This is a genomic window from Ruegeria sp. AU67 (assembly GCF_900312795.1).
GTDB classification, from domain to species: domain Bacteria; phylum Pseudomonadota; class Alphaproteobacteria; order Rhodobacterales; family Rhodobacteraceae; genus Ruegeria; species Ruegeria atlantica.
This window is the reverse complement of record NZ_OMPH01000019.1, coordinates 101025-118382: the sequence shown is the minus strand read 5'-3', so window position 1 is coordinate 118382 and position 17358 is coordinate 101025. Positions and strand designations below refer to the sequence as shown.

Annotated in this window: 16 protein-coding genes; 10 read left to right on the top strand and 6 right to left on the bottom strand. The window is 58.2% G+C overall.

Going from position 1 to position 17358, the window contains the following annotated elements:
* Positions 1–70 precede the first annotated feature (70 nt).
* On the top strand, positions 71–553 hold the full coding sequence (locus DK510_RS08880; RefSeq protein ID WP_109311768.1) for a hypothetical protein: 483 nt from the start codon (positions 71–73) through the stop codon (positions 551–553).
* A gap of 12 nt (positions 554–565) precedes the next feature.
* Here the strand turns inward: DK510_RS08880 and DK510_RS08875 are convergent, their stop codons facing one another.
* The 5 genes from DK510_RS08875 to dusB all read right to left on the bottom strand — a co-directional run bounded on the left by DK510_RS08875 (position 566) and on the right by dusB (position 7810).
* Positions 566–1975, bottom strand: coding sequence for a sigma-54 dependent transcriptional regulator (locus tag DK510_RS08875; RefSeq protein WP_108858466.1), 1410 nt, complete (start codon positions 1973–1975; stop codon positions 566–568).
* Positions 1972–4260 (bottom strand): PAS domain-containing sensor histidine kinase, encoded by a 2289-nt coding sequence (locus tag DK510_RS08870; RefSeq protein ID WP_109311767.1) that lies wholly within the window; start codon positions 4258–4260, stop codon positions 1972–1974. Before DK510_RS08870 ends, DK510_RS08875 begins: the two co-directional genes overlap by 4 nt.
* Positions 4261–4359: 99 nt before the next feature.
* Positions 4360–5727, bottom strand: a complete 1368-nt coding sequence (locus DK510_RS08865) for a response regulator (RefSeq protein ID WP_109311766.1) — start codon at positions 5725–5727, stop codon at positions 4360–4362.
* A gap of 38 nt (positions 5728–5765) precedes the next feature.
* The gene (locus tag DK510_RS08860; protein WP_109311765.1) at positions 5766–6830 is read right to left on the bottom strand and encodes a nitrogen regulation protein NR(II); all 1065 of its coding nucleotides are present in this window, start codon (positions 6828–6830) and stop codon (positions 5766–5768) included.
* Positions 6827–7810 carry a tRNA dihydrouridine synthase DusB gene (gene dusB / locus DK510_RS08855; protein ID WP_109311764.1) on the bottom strand — a complete coding sequence of 328 codons (984 nt, stop codon included), beginning with the start codon at positions 7808–7810 and terminating at the stop codon, positions 6827–6829. Before dusB ends, DK510_RS08860 begins: the two co-directional genes overlap by 4 nt.
* Positions 7811–7994: 184 nt before the next feature.
* On the opposite strand from dusB, the gene DK510_RS08850 reads away from it, so the two are divergent.
* The 6 genes from DK510_RS08850 (at position 7995) to DK510_RS08825 (ending at position 13974) form a co-directional block, all read left to right on the top strand.
* Positions 7995–9125: a bifunctional 2-C-methyl-D-erythritol 4-phosphate cytidylyltransferase/2-C-methyl-D-erythritol 2,4-cyclodiphosphate synthase gene (locus DK510_RS08850; RefSeq protein ID WP_109311763.1), complete on the top strand. Its 1131-nt coding sequence runs from the start codon at positions 7995–7997 to the stop codon at positions 9123–9125.
* Positions 9122–9619: a phosphatidylglycerophosphatase A gene (locus DK510_RS08845; RefSeq protein ID WP_109311762.1), complete on the top strand. Its 498-nt coding sequence runs from the start codon at positions 9122–9124 to the stop codon at positions 9617–9619. The genes DK510_RS08850 and DK510_RS08845 overlap by 4 nt, the downstream gene beginning before the upstream one ends.
* Positions 9616–10095 (top strand): CinA family protein, encoded by a 480-nt coding sequence (locus tag DK510_RS08840; protein WP_109311761.1) that lies wholly within the window; start codon positions 9616–9618, stop codon positions 10093–10095. Before DK510_RS08845 ends, DK510_RS08840 begins: the two co-directional genes overlap by 4 nt.
* 157 nt (positions 10096–10252) lie before the next feature.
* Positions 10253–11434 carry an ammonium transporter gene (locus DK510_RS08835; RefSeq protein ID WP_109311760.1) on the top strand — a complete coding sequence of 394 codons (1182 nt, stop codon included), beginning with the start codon at positions 10253–10255 and terminating at the stop codon, positions 11432–11434.
* Between the two features lie 143 nt (positions 11435–11577).
* Complete coding sequence (locus DK510_RS08830; RefSeq protein ID WP_109311759.1) at positions 11578–12258, top strand: orotate phosphoribosyltransferase; 681 nt, start codon at positions 11578–11580, stop codon at positions 12256–12258.
* A 225-nt stretch (positions 12259–12483) separates the two neighbouring features.
* The gene (locus tag DK510_RS08825) at positions 12484–13974 is read left to right on the top strand and encodes a replicative DNA helicase (RefSeq protein WP_058278098.1); all 1491 of its coding nucleotides are present in this window, start codon (positions 12484–12486) and stop codon (positions 13972–13974) included.
* A 3-nt stretch (positions 13975–13977) separates the two neighbouring features.
* Here the strand turns inward: DK510_RS08825 and DK510_RS08820 are convergent, their stop codons facing one another.
* On the bottom strand, positions 13978–14520 hold the full coding sequence (locus tag DK510_RS08820; protein ID WP_234998990.1) for a GNAT family N-acetyltransferase: 543 nt from the start codon (positions 14518–14520) through the stop codon (positions 13978–13980).
* Between the two features lie 229 nt (positions 14521–14749).
* Between DK510_RS08820 and alr the strand changes: the two genes are divergently transcribed.
* The 3 genes from alr to DK510_RS08805 are packed head-to-tail and all read left to right on the top strand — an operon-like array spanning position 14750 to position 17306.
* On the top strand, positions 14750–15784 hold the full coding sequence (alr, locus tag DK510_RS08815) for an alanine racemase (protein ID WP_109311758.1): 1035 nt from the start codon (positions 14750–14752) through the stop codon (positions 15782–15784).
* Positions 15781–16563: an ABC transporter permease gene (locus tag DK510_RS08810; RefSeq protein WP_109311757.1), complete on the top strand. Its 783-nt coding sequence runs from the start codon at positions 15781–15783 to the stop codon at positions 16561–16563. Before alr ends, DK510_RS08810 begins: the two co-directional genes overlap by 4 nt.
* A complete protein-coding gene (locus tag DK510_RS08805; protein WP_109311756.1) occupies positions 16560–17306 on the top strand; it encodes an ABC transporter ATP-binding protein in 747 nt (248 codons plus the stop codon). Before DK510_RS08810 ends, DK510_RS08805 begins: the two co-directional genes overlap by 4 nt.
* The last annotated feature ends 52 nt before the right edge of the window (positions 17307–17358 follow it).

Here is a 17358-nt window from a genome sequence, read left to right as displayed (position 1 = left end):
TTGAATGACAGATGCCCCTATAGCGGTCAATTGAATTGTCATTCAGACAAAGCTGGGGCAAGATAACCCTATGAAATCAGTGCTTCACTTACTAATTCCGCTGACTATCCTGTCCGCTTGCAGCGGCCCACTTTCACTGTATTACCGCGAAGGTGAAAGCGTGTCGCGCGCGCAGTCCGAGACCACGCAATGTCAGGTTAAGGCGGTAAATGACGTTCCCGTGGCTAATCAGGTGCGGCAAAGCCCGCCCACATACTGGCCGGGACGCACTTATTGCGACAACCGTGGGCACTGCTATCGCTCGCCTGGTTGGTGGGAACCCGGGCGCGTGTATACGGTCGACGTGAATGCCGGTCTGCGCAATCAGGTCGAGGCCCAATGCATGGCTAAAAAAGGCTTTCGTCCGATCAGCTTGCCACCCTGCAAACAGAGCGTAAAGTCTCAGGTTCCACCTGCGCGCACAACGAAACTGCCGCCGCTGGGAACCCAATCCTGCTATGTGAAATTCGACGACGGCTCATTTCAGATCATCACCCCGGGTCAGGCAGGGTAAAGCCCCGGCGGATTATTCCGCCGGTTCCGGTTCGTCGATTTGCGCCACCCGCGCCCCGGATTTGTTCGAGGTCACAACACCAAGCGATTTCAGCTTACGGTGCAACGCGCTGCGCTCCATGCCTACAAAGCTGGCGGTTCGGCTGATATTGCCACCGAAACGGTTGATCTGGGTCAGCAGGTACTCACGCTCGAACGCCTCGCGCGCTTCGCGCAGCGGCAGAGTTGCCAGTGCACCAGACAAAACCACGCGACCCGAGTCGTCGGTTTTCTCTTCTTCGGTTGGCAATTCGCGGGCTTCGATTGGACCTGTTCCATCGCCTAGGATCAGGACACGCTCGATCAGGTTCTTCAGCTGACGCACATTGCCGGGCCAGGTCATGGTCTGCAACAATGCCACCGCCTCTTCCGAGATCTCGCGAATTGGCAAGCCTTGGGATTCGTTGCACATTTCAATGAAATGCTGTGCCAGAACCGGAATATCCTCGCGCCGGTCCTCCATCGAAGGCACGGCGATCGGCACGACGTTCAGGCGGTGATACAGCTCTTCGCGGAACCGGTCGGCTTCGATTTCGGCATCAAGATCGCGATTTGTCGACGAGATGACCCTCAGATCCACTCGCACCTTGTCAGACCCGCCTACCCGCTGGAATTGCTGGTCGACCAGAACCCGCAGAATCTTGGATTGCGTCCCTAAGGGCATGTCGGCCACTTCGTCAAAGTAGATCACGCCTCCGTGGGCCTCTTCCAGCAAGCCGGATTCGATCCCGCGTTCCGTTGACTCGCGCCCGAATAGCACCTCTTCGACGCGTTCAGGCTCGATCCCTGCGCAGTTAACGGTGACGAATGGCGCGTTTGCGCGGTTGGAATGGGCGTGGATGTAACGCGCGGCAATCTCTTTGCCCGACCCGGCTGGCCCGCTCAACATCACACGGCCGTTCGACTTGGTGACCTTGTCCAACTGGCTCTGCATCGCCCGGAACGAGGCCGATTTGCCGATCATGTCCGAGTTGGTGACCTCACGCCGCTTGAGCGAAGCATTCTCGCGGCGCAAGCGCGAGGTCTCCATGGCGCGGCGGATCACGACCATCAACTGATCAATGTTGAACGGCTTTTCGATAAAATCGTAAGCGCCCTGCTTGATGGCGGCCACAGCAATTTCGATGTTGCCGTGACCGGAAATGATCACCACCGGCACGTCGGGGTTGTCGCGTTTGACCGACTTCAGGATATCGATCCCGTCCATACGGCTGTCTTTCAGCCAGATATCAAGGATCAACAGACCCGGTGGCTCGGAATTGATCGACGACATACACTCATCCGAGTTTGCCGCCAGCCGGGTGGAATAGCCTTCGTCCTCCAGAATGTCGGACACCAGTTCGCGAATATCGCGTTCGTCATCTACGATCAGAATGTCGCTCATCTTTGGCCTGCTTTCAGTTTGTTAGTATGAATTGCCTGCTTTTGTGGCGCTGCAGTCTGGGAAATTTTGCCCCCCGGCAAACGGATCACGGCCATCGCGCCGAAATGGTCCTGTCCGTCAAAAACGGGCGCGTCTTCCAGGGTCAGCGCTCCGCCATGTTCTTCTATGATTTTCTTGACTATGGGCAGGCCCAGACCCGTGCCCTCGTCGCGTGTAGTGACATAGGGTTCAAACAACCGCGCCCGATCTTCGGGCAGCCCTATGCCATTGTCCGCTATTGTAATGACCGTCCCCGCATCATCGTTGGAAATGTCCACCTTGATCTGTGGCTTCAAATTTTCTGGCGGACCTTTTTTCTTAAGTGTTTCAATGGCCTCGCCCGCGTTCTTTATCAAATTGGTCAATGCCTGGTTCAACATCGTCGCGTCCACATCCGCCAGGATGGGCTTGTCCGGCAGGGTCGCGTCGATCTGCACATCCGGCTGTCCGGCTTGCTGCAACAAAACAGCTTCGCGCACCAAGCCGACGACGTCTTCCTCACGCCGATCGGGTTCAGGCATCCGCGCGAATTTTGAGAACTCGTCCACGATCCGCCGCAGGTCGTTGGTTTGCCGCACGATCACATCGGTCATGGATACAAGGCTGTCACAATCCTCTTCGTCCAGTTTGCGCGAGAATTTGCGCTTGATCCGTTCCGCGCTGAGCTGGATGGGTGTCAACGGGTTCTTGATCTCATGGGCAATACGGCGGGCCACATCGCCCCAGGCCGCCATACGCTGTGCACTGACCAGATCGGTCACATCATCGAAGGCCACCACGTAGCCCTCCAGCCCTCCATCTTCGCCGCGCCGGATCGCCATTCGCACCAGCAAGTTTTCCAACCGCCCTTTACGCGTGACCTTAACCTCACCCTGCACGGCCTCTTGACCGCTGGCTTTCAGATTCTCGAACAAGGGAAGGAATTCGGGAACTGCGATGCCGATAGCCAATTGTTCTTCACCGCGCGACCAGTCCAGAAGACGCTCGGCCGAGCGGTTTACGAATGTGACACATCCATCCGAATCGACGCCGACTACACCGGACGTCACCGAGCTCAGTACAGAATCGAACAGGCGGCGGCGGCGTTCAATTTGACGCGTGTTTTCCAACAACGTTTCGCGCTGCCCTTTAAGTTGCCGCGTCATCTGATTGAAATAACGACCTAACATGGCGATTTCGTCATCGCTGGCCTCTTCGATGACCTGAACGCTCAGATCCCCGGCGCCGACCCTTTGTGCGGCTGTAGTCAGACGGCCAACCGGGCGCGACAGGCGTTCAGCGAACCACATCCCCAACGACATCGCGGCAAGGATCAGGATGACCGCAAAGCCCAGGTACAAAAGTCCGAATTCAAAAAGAACCCGGCCCCTTTCACTTTCAAGCTGTTGGTAGAACTGAACCGTTTCCTTGGTGTCATCCAGCAATTTCAGCAGTTCGCCATCCACCTCGCGGCTAACATAGAGATACCGGTCCAGATACGCCTGCAACGGCGCCAGCGCGCGGAACTCGTTGTTTTGCCAATCGGCAATAATCAGAAGGCCGCTGTCGGTCGCTTCAACCATCTGTTCCGGTGTCGGTGGTTCATAGTTGAACAAGTAGGACCGGTCGCCACGGGATTTGATTTCTCCACTGCCATCAATGACATAGGCTTCGCGCAAGCCCCGCTGAATCTGCGATTGTCCCTGTGCCAGAACCTCGCGCAATTCTGCGTCCGAGATGTAGAAGTCCAGCGTTCGCGCATTGTCGAGGAATCGGGAAAGAACGATAGCGTCCTGTGTCAGGCCGCTACGGTGCTCGAGCTCATAGGCCTCGGCCGCCGACAGGGATGATCCGACAACCTGACGGACCCGATCCGAAAACCATCCCTCAAGCCCGATATTCACCGTAAGGCCGGCAAAGATCGCGACGGTCACTGTCGGCACCAGGGCCAGCAAGGTGAACGCACCGATCAGCCGCAGGTGCAGACGAGACCCGGCAGATTTTGCCCGGCGTGCAGCGATCAGGCTGAACACCTGCCCCAGAACAAGTGCTGCAACGACCAGCACATAGACCAGATCCGCCAGCAGAATCAGCCGAAGCGTTGGCGCTGCCGAACCCAAATCAAACGGACCGATGACCAGATATGTGGCCAACGCCAGAAGCGGCCCCAAAAGGACCAGCCCCAATGTGCTAAAATTGCGCAGTTTTCGGGATTTCCGCCACCGATCAATCGATAGGATCAGCCCGCTCTGTGCTCGGGTTGCCACCGTCTGCCCTCATCCTGATGTGCCGCTTACGCGGCGTACCGCCATATCTCGTGGTCGTTGCCGGGCTTGTACCCGGATGCCACGCTTTGTGTGGCGATATTACATCAGTTTGCGTCGTCGTGTCACCTGAATATCGAGATCGGTGATTTTTTTGCGCAGCGTATTCCTGTTGATCCCCAGCAAATCCGCACATTTCGCCTGATTTCCGCCGGTTGCGTCCAGTGCCTGCTCGATCAAGGGGCCCTCAACCTCGCGTAGGATGCGCTGATACAGGCCCGGAGGTGGCAACAAATTGCCGTGCAGATCGAAATAGCGACGCAAATGACGGGCCACAGAGGCCGAGAGTTTCTCCCTTTCGCCGTCACCAAGAATCGGTTCCGCTTCGGGCTGACTACCCAAAACCATCTCAACCTCGGCTTTCGATATTTCTTCGGCCCGGCTGGTCAGGCTTAAACGTCGAATCGCGTTTTCCAGCTGTCGCACATTACCGGGCCAGGAATACCGACGCACCAGCTCTACCGCCTCGGGGCTGAGCCAGCGCTTTGTGCCATGTTCCCGTTCCTCACGGGCAAGGAAGTGATCAACCAGCAGGGTGATATCGTCCACCCGCTCGCGCAGCGCAGGCACATGGATCGTCGCGCCGCACAGTCGATAATACAGATCCTGACGCACCCGCCCGCTTTCCATCGCTTCGGTCAGATCCGATTGGCTGGTCGCCATGAAACGCGGAAGATGATCGCCGGGCGTGTCCATCATCCGGACAATACGTGCCTGGACCTCATCTTCGATATCAGCGATTTCATCAATCAACAGAGTACCGCCCCGCACCCTGGCCATAATGCGCGCAGGCCCTTCGAGGTCACGCAGATCACCGGCAGTCGCAGTGACGAAGGGCAGCGTGCGTCGGTCCGAGAAATCATGAATAGCTCGTGCTATCAAGGACTTGCCGGTGCCACTTTCACCGGAAATCATGACCGAAAGATCGGTATTCATCACGCGTGCCACAAGGCGATACAGCGCCTGCATCCCCGGAGTGCGCCCAACCAGCGGCAGCTCCTCAGGACGGTCTTCGGCCGGTACGACCGCATCCGCCTGCACGAGTTGCTTTTGCTCCAAGGCCCGTGCGGTCCGCTTCATCAGGTCCGGCAGGTCAAAAGGCTTGGGCAGATAGTCATATGCGTCCGCTTCAGCCGCCTGAATGGCGGTCATGATCGTGTTCTGCGCCGAAATCACGATGACCGGCAGCCCCGGACGGTCCTGCGCGATCTTGGGCAACATCTCGAGCCCGTTGCCATCCGGCATGACGACGTCCGAGATTACAACATCCCCTTTGCCCTCACCGACCCAGCGCATCAGAGTCGTCAGCGAGGATGTCGCATGCACCTTGCACCCGGCTCGCGTCAGGGCCTGAGTCAGTACGGTTCGGATTGTGCGATCGTCATCTGCGACCAGTACTGTGCCATCCATCAGGTGCTCTCCTTACTATCTCTGCCCGGTTGTCCAACTCAGGTCGCGGCGCGCGGCGCGCGCCTGAGGGACAGACGGAATACGGTGTGTCCCGGAACCGACTCGGCCAAAATCCAGCCATCGTGGTCCGAGATGATTTTACTGACCAGCGCCAACCCAAGACCGGTGCCGTTTTCCCTGCCCGACACAAACGGATCGAAAATGTCGCTGCGGATCTTGTCCGGCAACCCCGGACCGTCGTCGATGATTTCAATCTGCAGGGGCAAAGAATGCCCCGAACCGTCGCTGCGGCGCAGGCGGAAGGAATGTTCGAAATACGTCCGCAGGCGGATCGTTCCGCCGTTGGGGGACGCCTCGGATGCATTTTTGAGCAGGTTCAACACCACCTGCAAAAGTTGATCTGGGTCACCATAGGCCAGCGGCAACGAGGGGTCGTAATCTTCGATAATCGTCATATGCGCGCCAAAACCCAACAGCGCTGAGCGCCGCGCACGGTCCAGAACGTCATGGATATTGACTGGTTTGAAATCTGGCTGGGTCAGGTTCCCAAATTGCTCGACCTGCTCTAACAGCTTCACTATTCGCCGGCTTTCAGCAACGATAAGATCTGTAAGTTCAAGGTCTTGTTGGCTGATATTCATACTTAGAAGCTGCGCGGCACCGGTGATCCCCGCCAACGGGTTCTTGATTTCATGCGCCAGCATTTCGGCCATGCCAATCGCCGATTGCGCAGCAGATTTTACCGTGTTGCCCCGCGTCATCCGCCCCGCCAGTTCGCGTGGGGACATGGTCATGATCATTGACCCCGGATGCCCAAGCAGCGGCGCAATTTGCAAAGCGCATTGCAGCGGCGCCCGATTACCTGACCCCACATCGACATCATTCACGAAAAGCGGTGTGCCCTGTTGGCGCGCACGCAAAAACGCTTCTTCCAGTGGGGCATCCACGGCTATCTGGTCCCAGACCGGGTGACCGATGACTGCATTGCGGGACGCATTCAGGAACCCCTCTCCGGCGGAATTCACATCGGTGATCCGGTCATCGGCATCAATGATGAAGGCCGGAACCGGCAGCGACGCCCAGATGTTCTGGTCCGAGGTCATGCTGCTGCCTCTGCGTCGCCGTGCAGGGCATCGCCCAACAGGCGCAGCACCTCGGCGGTATCCCGCGAGGTCAATACCGCACGGCGAAGGGTTGCCGGGGTCGCGGCCTCATCCATGTACCAGCCAAGATGCTTACGTGCCACGCGCAGCCCCAGATCGGTGCCGTAAAAGTCCAGCATCGCCTCATAATGAGCGCGCACCATGTCGATCAGGTCGCCATTGGCGGGGATGACCGGCGCTTGTGCGCCATACAAGTCGTGGCACATCTGCGCCAGCAGCCAAGGCTTACCCTGCGCCCCACGCCCAACCATGACGCCATCAGCGCCTGACTGGTCCAAAGCCGTGCACGCTGCATCAGTATCTACGATATCCCCGTTCGCGATGACGGGGATCGAGACCGACTCTTTCACCGCTCGGATCGCTTGCCAGTCCGCGCGTCCCTTGTAGAACTGGCACCGCGTACGCCCGTGGATTGTGACCAGTTGGATGCCCGCACCTTGCGCCCGGCGCGCCACATCTGGTGCGTTCAGCAAGTTGTCGTCCCAGCCCAGACGAGTTTTCAGAGTGACCGGAATGTCGACAGCCTCGACCACGGCCTCAATCAGCGTCAGCGCGTGGTCCGGCGTCTTAAGCAGCGCCGAACCGGAATAGCCATTCGTCACCTTCTTTGCCGGGCAGCCCATATTGATATCGATCACCCGCGCCCCGCGATCGGCCACCTGACGCGCAGCCTCGGCCATCCAATGCGCCTCGCGCCCGGCAAGTTGAACAGCGGTGTTTTCAACGTCAGCAGACAACTCGGCCCGTTCGCGCACGCCCGGTTTGGCCTGCACCATTTCCTGACTAGCGACCATTTCGCTGACGACCATGCCCACGCCAAAGCGCATCACCAGATCGCGGAACGGCCGATCAGTGATCCCGGCCATCGGGGCCAGCATGACCGGCGGATTCAAGGTTTTGTCGGCGAGGTGTAGGGTCAAAGTGCTTAATCCTTGGGCAGTTGCGACTTAGATATCGAATTCCGCGCATATGAACAACAAAACGGCAGGAAACAAGCTTGCAAAATCACCACTTGCCTATTTTTTAAGCAACTTGACGTGGGTGATTGCCTCTACATTCACCGCAGCTTAAACACTGCGCTCAAATCATCGGAGAATTCGCCCAATGACCACCGCCGCCATCATCGTCGCCGCAGGACGCGGATTGCGCGCCGGAGGCGGCATTCCCAAGCAATGGCGACCATTGGCCGGACGCAGAGTTGCAGACTGGACCATCGACCGCTTTCGCCATCAGGTCGATCATATTGTTCTGGTGCTGTCCGAGGATGATCAGACCGCTTGGGACGAGTTTTTAGGCTCTGATCTGCTGCTGGCAAAAGGTGGCAGCGATCGTGCCGGGTCGGTACGGAACGGGCTGGATTCATTAGATGGGCAGGGGATCGAACATGTCCTGATTCACGACGTCGCCCGCCCCTGCGTAAGCAGCCAGACTATTGCGGACGTCCTGACCGCCCTAGCCACGAATGAGGCTGCAGCACCCGGTCTGGCCGTTACAGATGCGCTCTGGACCGGTGACGAAGCCGCTGTGACCGGAACGCAGGACCGGACGGGTCTTTTTGCGGCGCAGACCCCACAGGGCTTTCGCTATGACGCGATTGTCGCGGCGCACGCGGCCCATTCTGGCGGCGCGGCGGACGATGTCGAGGTCGCCCGCGCCGCGGGCATGAACGTGGTGATCCTGCCGGGCGATGCCGATAACATCAAAATCACAAGACCCGAGGATTTTGCCCGGGCGGAACGCGTATTGGGGACGGACATGGATGTAAGACTGGGTAACGGCTATGACGTGCATCGCTTTGGCGACGGGGATCACGTGATCCTGTGCGGCGTCAAAGTTCCGCATGACCGGGGGCTACAGGGCCATTCTGATGCGGATGTCGGCACGCATGCGGTTACTGATGCAATCTATGGCGCGCTGGCGCAGGGCGATATCGGCCAGCACTTTCCGCCCACGGACCCGCAATGGAAGGGCGCAGCAAGCGAGATCTTCCTGCGCCACGCGGTCGAGTTGTCAGTCCAGATGGGTTACAGCATCTCAAATGTCGATTGCACGCTGGTCTGTGAATTCCCCAAGATCGGTCCACACGCACCCGAGATGCGTGCAGAAATGGCGCGCATCATGGGGTTGCGCGTCGATCAGGTTTCGGTCAAGGCGACCACGTCCGAACGCCTTGGTTTTACCGGGCGAAGCGAAGGCATCGCCTCGCTGGCCACAGCTTGTCTGGTGAAGTCATGAACGCCGCGCGATTGATCGGGACGGTTTGCGGCGTCGGATATCTGCGCCCGGCACCCGGAACATGGGGATCTCTGGCCGCCCTGCCCCTGGCCTGGGTTCTACATACGCTGGGCGGTTTTCCCTTGTTGGTCATCGCCACTGTCGCTGTTTTTGTCGGCGGCCTGTGGGCCACGCAGGTGATGACTGCAGGACAGGATGACCATGACCCGTCCGAAATCGTCATTGACGAGGTTGCGGGGCAATTCATCGCGCTCTGGGCTATTTCCTACCCATCTTGGGCTCATGGAATTGATATCACCGATCTTTGGCCCGGCTGGATCGCGGGTTTCCTTCTGTTTCGCTTGTTCGATATCACCAAACCCGGCCCTGTCGGTTGGGCTGATCGCAAAGGTGATGCGATGGGGGTAATGCTGGACGACGTTATCGCCGGCGCCTTTGCCGGGATCGGCGTTCTGGTTCTCGCCGGCATCTCACACGGTGTTCTGGGCCTATGAATGTCGCCGCCTTGCTTGACCGCGCCAAGTCGAAAGGCGTGATGATCGCGACAGCCGAAAGCTGCACCGGCGGCATGGTCGCCGCTGCGCTTACGGATATCCCGGGCAGCTCGGCCGTGGTGGATCGCGGGTTTGTCACCTACACCAATAAAGCCAAGCAGCAGATGCTGCGTGTGCAGCCCGAAACGCTGGAAACTCATGGCGCGGTGTCCGAGGAAGTGGCGCAAGAGATGGCCGATGGCGCGTTGAGGAATTCAGACGCGCAATTGACCGTGTCCATCACCGGCATCGCGGGTCCAGGTGGATCCGAATTCAAACCCGAAGGCCGCGTGTGCTTTGGATTGGCAGTGGACGGGCAGAAGACGATAACCGAAACCGTGGAATTCGGGGCGTTGGGGCGTGATAAGGTCCGGCTGACCGCCCGCGATCATGCCTTGGACCTGTTGTCGCGCGGCCTTTCGTCAATTGCTCAATAATCTAGCACCTCACTCATTTTGGCGCTCATTTAATCACCGGTTCACAAAAGGCCCTTAAAACAGGCATCAAAAACCACCTCTGCCTCTTTTTTCCCCGCCTTCTCTCCGCTTCAACGCCAGCTACGCAAGCTGAAGACGCCACAGAGGAGACCGGCTGATGAACGGAGCCGATACCGCCTGGATCATAGTTGCAACTGCACTGGTCCTATTCATGACATTGCCGGGCCTCGCCCTGTTCTATGGCGGCCTCGTGCGCGCCCGGAACGTGCTGAGCGTTTTCATGCACTGCTTCTCAATCGCCTGTTTGATGAGCATACTTTGGTTGGTCGCCGGATACTCGATCGCATTTGGTGACGGTGGGTCGGGCCTGTGGGGCGGTCTGGGCAAAGCCTTCCTGAACGGAGTTGATGTCGACAGCCTGTCGGGCACCCTGCCCGAGGTTCTGTTCTTTGCCTTTCAGATGACCTTTGCAATCATCACCCCCGCCCTGATCATCGGCGCGTATGTCGAGCGTGTGGGCTATGGCTTTGTGATGATCTTCTCGGGCCTGTGGATGCTGCTGTGTTACGCACCGGTTGTTCACTGGATCTGGGGCGGCGGCATTCTGACCGATGGCGGCATTCTGGGCGAGATCGGCGTGCGTGACTTTGCCGGTGGCATTGTGGTGCATGAAACGGCAGGTCTGGCCGCGCTGATCATCGCCGTGGTCCTTGGCCCGCGCCGCAACCGCACAACCCCGCCACACAACCCTGGCTACGTCATGATCGGCGCTGCGATGCTGTGGGTCGGCTGGTTTGGCTTCAACGGCGGCTCACAATTGGCGGCAGATGGCGGTGCCGCTATGGCGATAACAGTCACGCATATCTCGGCCGCAACCGCATCGCTGACATGGGCGCTGTATGAACGCATCAAATATGGCAAAGCCTCGATGGTGGGCCTGGTTACAGGTACGATTGCGGGTCTGGCTTCGATCACCCCAGCTTCGGGATATGTCGATCCGGTTCAGGCGCTGATCATCGGTGCCGTAGCAGGCGTGCTGTGTCAGGAGGCCGTGAACATTATCCGTAACAAGCTGAACATCGACGACACTCTGGACGTGTTCGCGGTGCACGGCGTAGGCGGCATCTTTGGCACCATCATGATCGCTGTGTTCGGCCTGGGTGCCTGGACCGCGCAGTTGGGCGGGCTGGTCATCGTAGGTGTCTTTACGGCAGTTGTCACATTTGTGTTGATCAAGGTGGTTGCGCTGATCACCCCGCTTCGCGTAGATGCAGAAACCGAGACAAACGGGCTCGATCTTTCGGTACACGGCGAGCGTGCCTATGACATGAGCAGCTAAGCCCACCTTGGCTGCCTCTTGCCCGCAAGGGCCAAAGCGGGCCTCTTCGTGAGGTCCGTTTTTCTTTTGCGCACACCCCTCTCGACTCTGGGTCTGAGGACAGGCTATCAGCCCGCAATGCCATTCAGCCCAGAGGTACCGTTATGATCCCCAGTTCATTCCCCGACAGCACCGAGATTGCCCGCCTGACCGCGCGGATGTTGCTGGAGATCAAAGCTGTCCACTTCAATTCGCGTGAGCCGTTCACGCTGGCCAGCGGATTACCCAGCCCGACTTACATCGACTGCCGCAAGCTGATCTCTTACCCGCGAATCCGGTCGACCCTGATGGATTTCCTGACCGTCACTGTGATGCGCGAAGCGGGTTTTGAGGCGTTCGACAATATCGCAGGTGGTGAGACCGCGGGCATTCCATTCGCCGCAATGGTCGCAGAGCGTATGGCGCTGCCGATGACCTATGTGCGCAAAAAGCCAAAGGGTTATGGCCGCAACGCCCGTATCGAAGGCGCGATGAGCGAGGGTGAACGCGTGCTGCTGGTCGAGGATCTGACCACCGATGGCGGTTCGAAACTGTCTTTCGTGGATGCGATCCGCGAAACAGGTGCCACTTGTGGGCACACGGCGGTCATTTTCTACTATGGCATCTTCCCCGAGACCGAAAAAACCCTGGGCGAACACGGCATCCAACTGCATCACCTGTGCACATGGTGGGATGTTCTGGCCGAGGCCAAAGCGCAGAAAGCCTTTGATCAGGAAACACTTGACGGTGTCGAAGCCTTCCTGAGAGACCCGCGTGGCTGGCAGGAAGCAAATAAATCCACGTAAACCTCTTGTGGACAGATTGGGGATAAGCCCAGAAGAATCGGTCGACCGGCCACGATATCTGGTGACTTTTCCCCCAATTCCTACATAATAAGCTACGCATACACAGGTATCCAAACTGTCAGGAAAGTTATCCCAAGGCTTTATCCATAGTTAGCCACAGGTATTTCCAGATAGCCGACACGCCAAAATAGCGTGTAGAAAGCGCCGCAGGGCAGCGGGGACAAAATGAACGAAATAAGCAGCATCGAGCAAGCAGCAGCTCGGATTCAGAACGCCGAAACCATGCCGCATTCCATTGAGGCCGAACAGCAGCTTCTGGGTGCGATCCTGACCAATAACGATCTTTATGATCGGGTCGCCTCAATCATCGGGGCCGAGCATTTCTATGACCCGGTTCACTCCCGGATTTATGAGGTCGCCTCGACCCGAATTGCTAAGAATGCACTGGCCTCGCCGGTGACACTAAAATCCTTCATGGCCGAGGATGAGGGCCTGCAGGAACTGGGTGGCCCGGCCTATCTGGTCAAACTGGCAGGCGCATCGATCAGCGCCTTTGCGGTGCATGACTATGCCCAGATGATTTATGATCTGGCCATCCGGCGCGAGCTGATCCGCCTGGGCCGCGATATCTCGGACAAGGCAGCGCGGGTCGACATCAGCAGCGAACCAAAAGAACAAATCGTCGAAGCCGAGCAACAGCTTTATCAGTTATCCGAGCAGGGCCAGACCGAACAGGGATTTCAATCCTTCCTCAAGGCGGTCACAGAAGCCGTCAACGTCACCAACGAAGCGTACCAGCGCGGTGGTGGCATGGCAGGGATTTCCACCGGTCTGGCCGACTTGGACAAACAACTGGGTGGCTTGCACCCGTCTGACCTGATCATTCTTGCCGGTCGTCCGTCGATGGGAAAAACCTCTCTGGCGACCAACGTGGCATTCAATGTCGCCAAGGCGTACAAACGTGGGCTGAAACCAGACGGCTCAGAGGGCGCGGTTGACGGCGGTGTCGTTGGCTTTTTCTCATTGGAAATGAGTGCCGAACAGCTGGCAGGCCGAGTTCTGGCTGAAGCCTCCGAAATCTCATCCCATAAGATCCGCCAGGGTGACATGACCGAGTCCGAGTTCCGCCGCTTTGTCGACGCGGCCAAGGAACTGGAAGCCTGCCCGCTTTTCATTGACGACACGCCCGCCCTGCCGATTTCGCAGTTGGCGGCTCGGGCACGCCGTTTGAAACGGACACATGGTTTGGACCTGCTCGTTATCGACTACCTGCAGCTGTGCCGGGGCATGGCCGAAAACCGCGTCAACGAAATTGCCGAGATTTCGATGGGCATGAAAGCCATCGCCAAGGAATTGCAAATTCCGGTGATCGCCCTGTCCCAGCTCTCGCGTCAGGTTGAAAACCGCGACGACAAGCGCCCACAACTGTCCGACTTACGGGAATCAGGCTCGATCGAACAGGACGCCGACGTGGTGATGTTCGTGTACCGCGAGGAGTACTACAAGGAACGCGAAAAGCCCGGCGATCACGAACTTGAAAAGATGGAAGAGTGGAAGCAGGCGATGGAACGTCTGCACGGCAAGGCCGAAGTCATTGTCGGTAAGCAGCGCCACGGTCCCATCGGCACGGTTGACCTCTCGTTTGAGGCGCAGTTCACCCGTTTTGGAAATCTGGTCAAACCCTGGCAACAGGACGGACAGATTGAGGGTTATTAACCCTCACCACAGCTCGGGTTTGTTGAATGCACTGACACAGTGAGATGACGCCTTGAACGGCGCCATCTCAGCCCCTGTCAACGATTGCCCCAACCACCCGTGCGGATGGCTTAACGGCAGAGGAGCTTGGGCGACTTTTTCTGAAATCGGAAAAAACCCGGTTTTGCCGTAGTAGTTCGGATCGCCGTAAGTCACCACAAAATCCACTTTGTCACGGCGCAGCTCGCCCAACCCAAACGCGATCAGTCGCTGCCCTATCCCCGCTTTCTGGCGATCTGTACGCACGGCAACCGGCGACATCAGGAACACCTGTCGCGGATCTTGGTCAAAGCGCAGCCGCGAAAACAGGATGCAACCCAGCAGTTGGGGGCCATCATGGGCAATGGCACCGTGCAGGTCATCTCTGTCCGTCGTCTCCAATAGATCGCTGACCAGCGCACTGATCACTGCTCCCTCTTCTTTACCCTCAGATGCCGTGAATACGTCGCGAAACAGTTCAGGCAGTTCGGTCGCATACGCATTGTAGTCCCAGGTCATTTTCAGCATGGAATTCCTCTCACTTCATCGTCCGGCTCTGAGTAAACGATTTACTTATACAACGTTCGTTGAATACGTGGCGGATACAATGTCGAGGCAGCTGTAATATTCCTAAAAGTCAGGAAAACCGCCATTGTCCCTGCCGTAGCGGCTAGAAGCCGCCCGGTACTCGCAAAATCTCCTCAAGAATTGCTGTTTACCCCCTTGACCTGCCGCAATCCAATGTCATGAACACTCCATGGGTACCGCACACTTAACGATCAATCTTCATGCGCTTGCCAGCAATTGGCGGGCACTGGACGCAAAAACAAAAGTCGAAACCGGAGCAGTTGTCAAAGCTGACGCTTATGGGCTTGGAGCTGGGCCAGTGTCTGCGACCCTGGCTGAAGAAGGGGTTCGCCAATTTTTTGTCGCCGCCGCCGAAGAAGGCGCCGCTGTGCGCGAGGCGGTAGGCCCCAAGCCGCAGATTTTCGTGTTCTCTGGTTTCATGGAAGGGGACAATGGGCTACATTATGCAGATAATCTGATCCCTTTGATCAATTCGCCGGAACAGTATAAGAGGCTCCGGCAGGCAATGCCGGATCGCCCTTTTGGGGTCCAATTGAACAGTGGCATGAACCGCCTTGGGCTTGACCCCGCAGACTGGGCTGAACTGCGGCCCGAGATGGAGGCCAATAGCCCGGTGGTAGTTATGTCACATCTGGCCTGCGCGGATGAGCCTGATAACCCGATGAACCAACAGCAGTTGAAAGCCTTCCGCGAGATGACAGATGGCGTGACTGCCCCCCGTTCTCTGGCTGCTACGGGTGGTACGATGTTGGGGTCCGAATTCCACTTTGACTTCTGCCGCCCCGGCATCGGCTTGTACGGCGGCATGCCCTTTGCCGAAGCGAAACCCGTTGTCGCGATCGACCTGCCTGTTATCCAAGTCCGCCCTGTCGACGTCGGTGAAACGGTCGGATACGGCAACAGCTGGATTGCGCGTCGTCCCTCTCGCATTGCAACCGTTGCCGCCGGTTACGCTGATGGTTTGCACCGCGCCATCGGTGGTGGGATCGACGTGTTTTTTGGCAACCAGCCCTGCCCGGTTGTCGGACGCATCTCGATGGACCTGATCACGGTTGACGTCACCGATCTGCCCGAGGATCCCAAACGCCTGCGCATTCTAAACGGACACCAAACAGTCGACGACCTGGCCGAAGCCGCCGGCACCATCGGATATGAAATCCTGACGTCGCTGGGCGCGCGTTATTCCCGGGGATACGTGGAATGAACCCTTTGGCCGCGCTGGGTGGGTTGGGCCATGCGGTCCTGTCCATGCTTGCCAATTTTGGCAAGGTGGGAATTTTCGCGCTGGACGCGATCTCACACATCTTTCGGCCACCCTATTACCCGCGCGAGTTTGCCGTTGCCCTGATGAATGTCGGCTGGCTGTCGCTGCCGGTTGTTGGCCTGACCGCAATCTTCACCGGCGGTGCGCTGGCCTTGCAAATCTATGCGGGCGGCGCGCGTTTCAACGCCGAGGCCGTGGTACCCCAGATCGTCGCCATCGGCATGGTGCGCGAACTTGGTCCGGTGCTGGTCGGCCTGATGATCGCCGCGCGCGTGACGTCATCCATCGCAGCAGAAATCGCTACGATGAAAGTGACCGAGCAGATCGACGCGCTGGTCACCCTGTCGACTCACCCGATGAAATACCTAACCGCACCGCGTGTTCTGGCCGCTCTGATCACCGTGCCCTTACTGGTCGGTATCGGAGATATCATCGGCATCGCAGGCGGCTATGTGGTTGCGACCCAAAATCTGGGCTTCAACGCCGCGACGTACCTGCAAAACACGGTCAATTTCCTTGAAACCAAGGACATCGTGTCATCGCTGGTCAAAGGCGCAGCCTTCGGCCTGATCGCAGCCATCATGGGCTGTTACTACGGCATGAGCTCGGGCCGGGGTGCGCAGGGCGTTGGCCGAGCAACCAAGTCCTCGGTCGAATCCGCTGCGATCATGATCCTCGCCGCCAACTTCATTCTCACAGGGGTGTTCTTCTCGGTATGATCAGGATGGAGAACGTAGCAAAAGCCTTTGGCGACAATCAGGTTCTGCAGAGCATGAGCCTTGAGATCCCCAAAGGCACCTCGATGGTCATCATCGGTGGTTCGGGCACCGGCAAGTCCGTGGCGCTGAAGTGCATTCTGGGCCTGATCAAACCCGATAGCGGGATGATCCACGTGAACGGCAAAGACGCGGCCAAGGGCGACCGCGATAAGTTTCTGGCCCGCTTTGGAATGCTGTTTCAGGGCGCGGCTTTGTTCGATTCACTGCCCGTCTGGCAAAACGTTTCCTTCCGTCTGCTACGCGGCCCGTTGAAGCGGCCCGCCGAATACGCACGTGAGATCGCCATCGAGAAACTGCGCCGCGTGGGCCTGAAATCCGACGTGGCCGACCGCTTTCCGTCCGAACTGTCGGGTGGAATGCAGAAACGCGTGGGCCTTGCCCGCGCCATCGCCGCCGAGCCCGAGATTATTTTCTTCGACGAACCCACCACTGGCCTTGACCCGATCATGTCCGGCGTCATCAACGACCTGATCCGCGAGATCGTGACAGAAATGGGCGCGACTGCGATGACCATCACCCACGACATGAGTTCCGTCCGTGCGATTGCGGACAACGTGGCCATGCTGCACGGAGGCGTCATCCAATGGACCGGCCCGGTCAGCCAGATGGATGCCTCGGGCGATCCTTACGTGGAGCAGTTCATTAGTGGGAGTGCTGAAGGGCCGATCGAGGCGGTGCGGTGAACCCAAATCCAAGCAGCAGTATTCTCAACAAGAACTGAATGTTGACGATGAT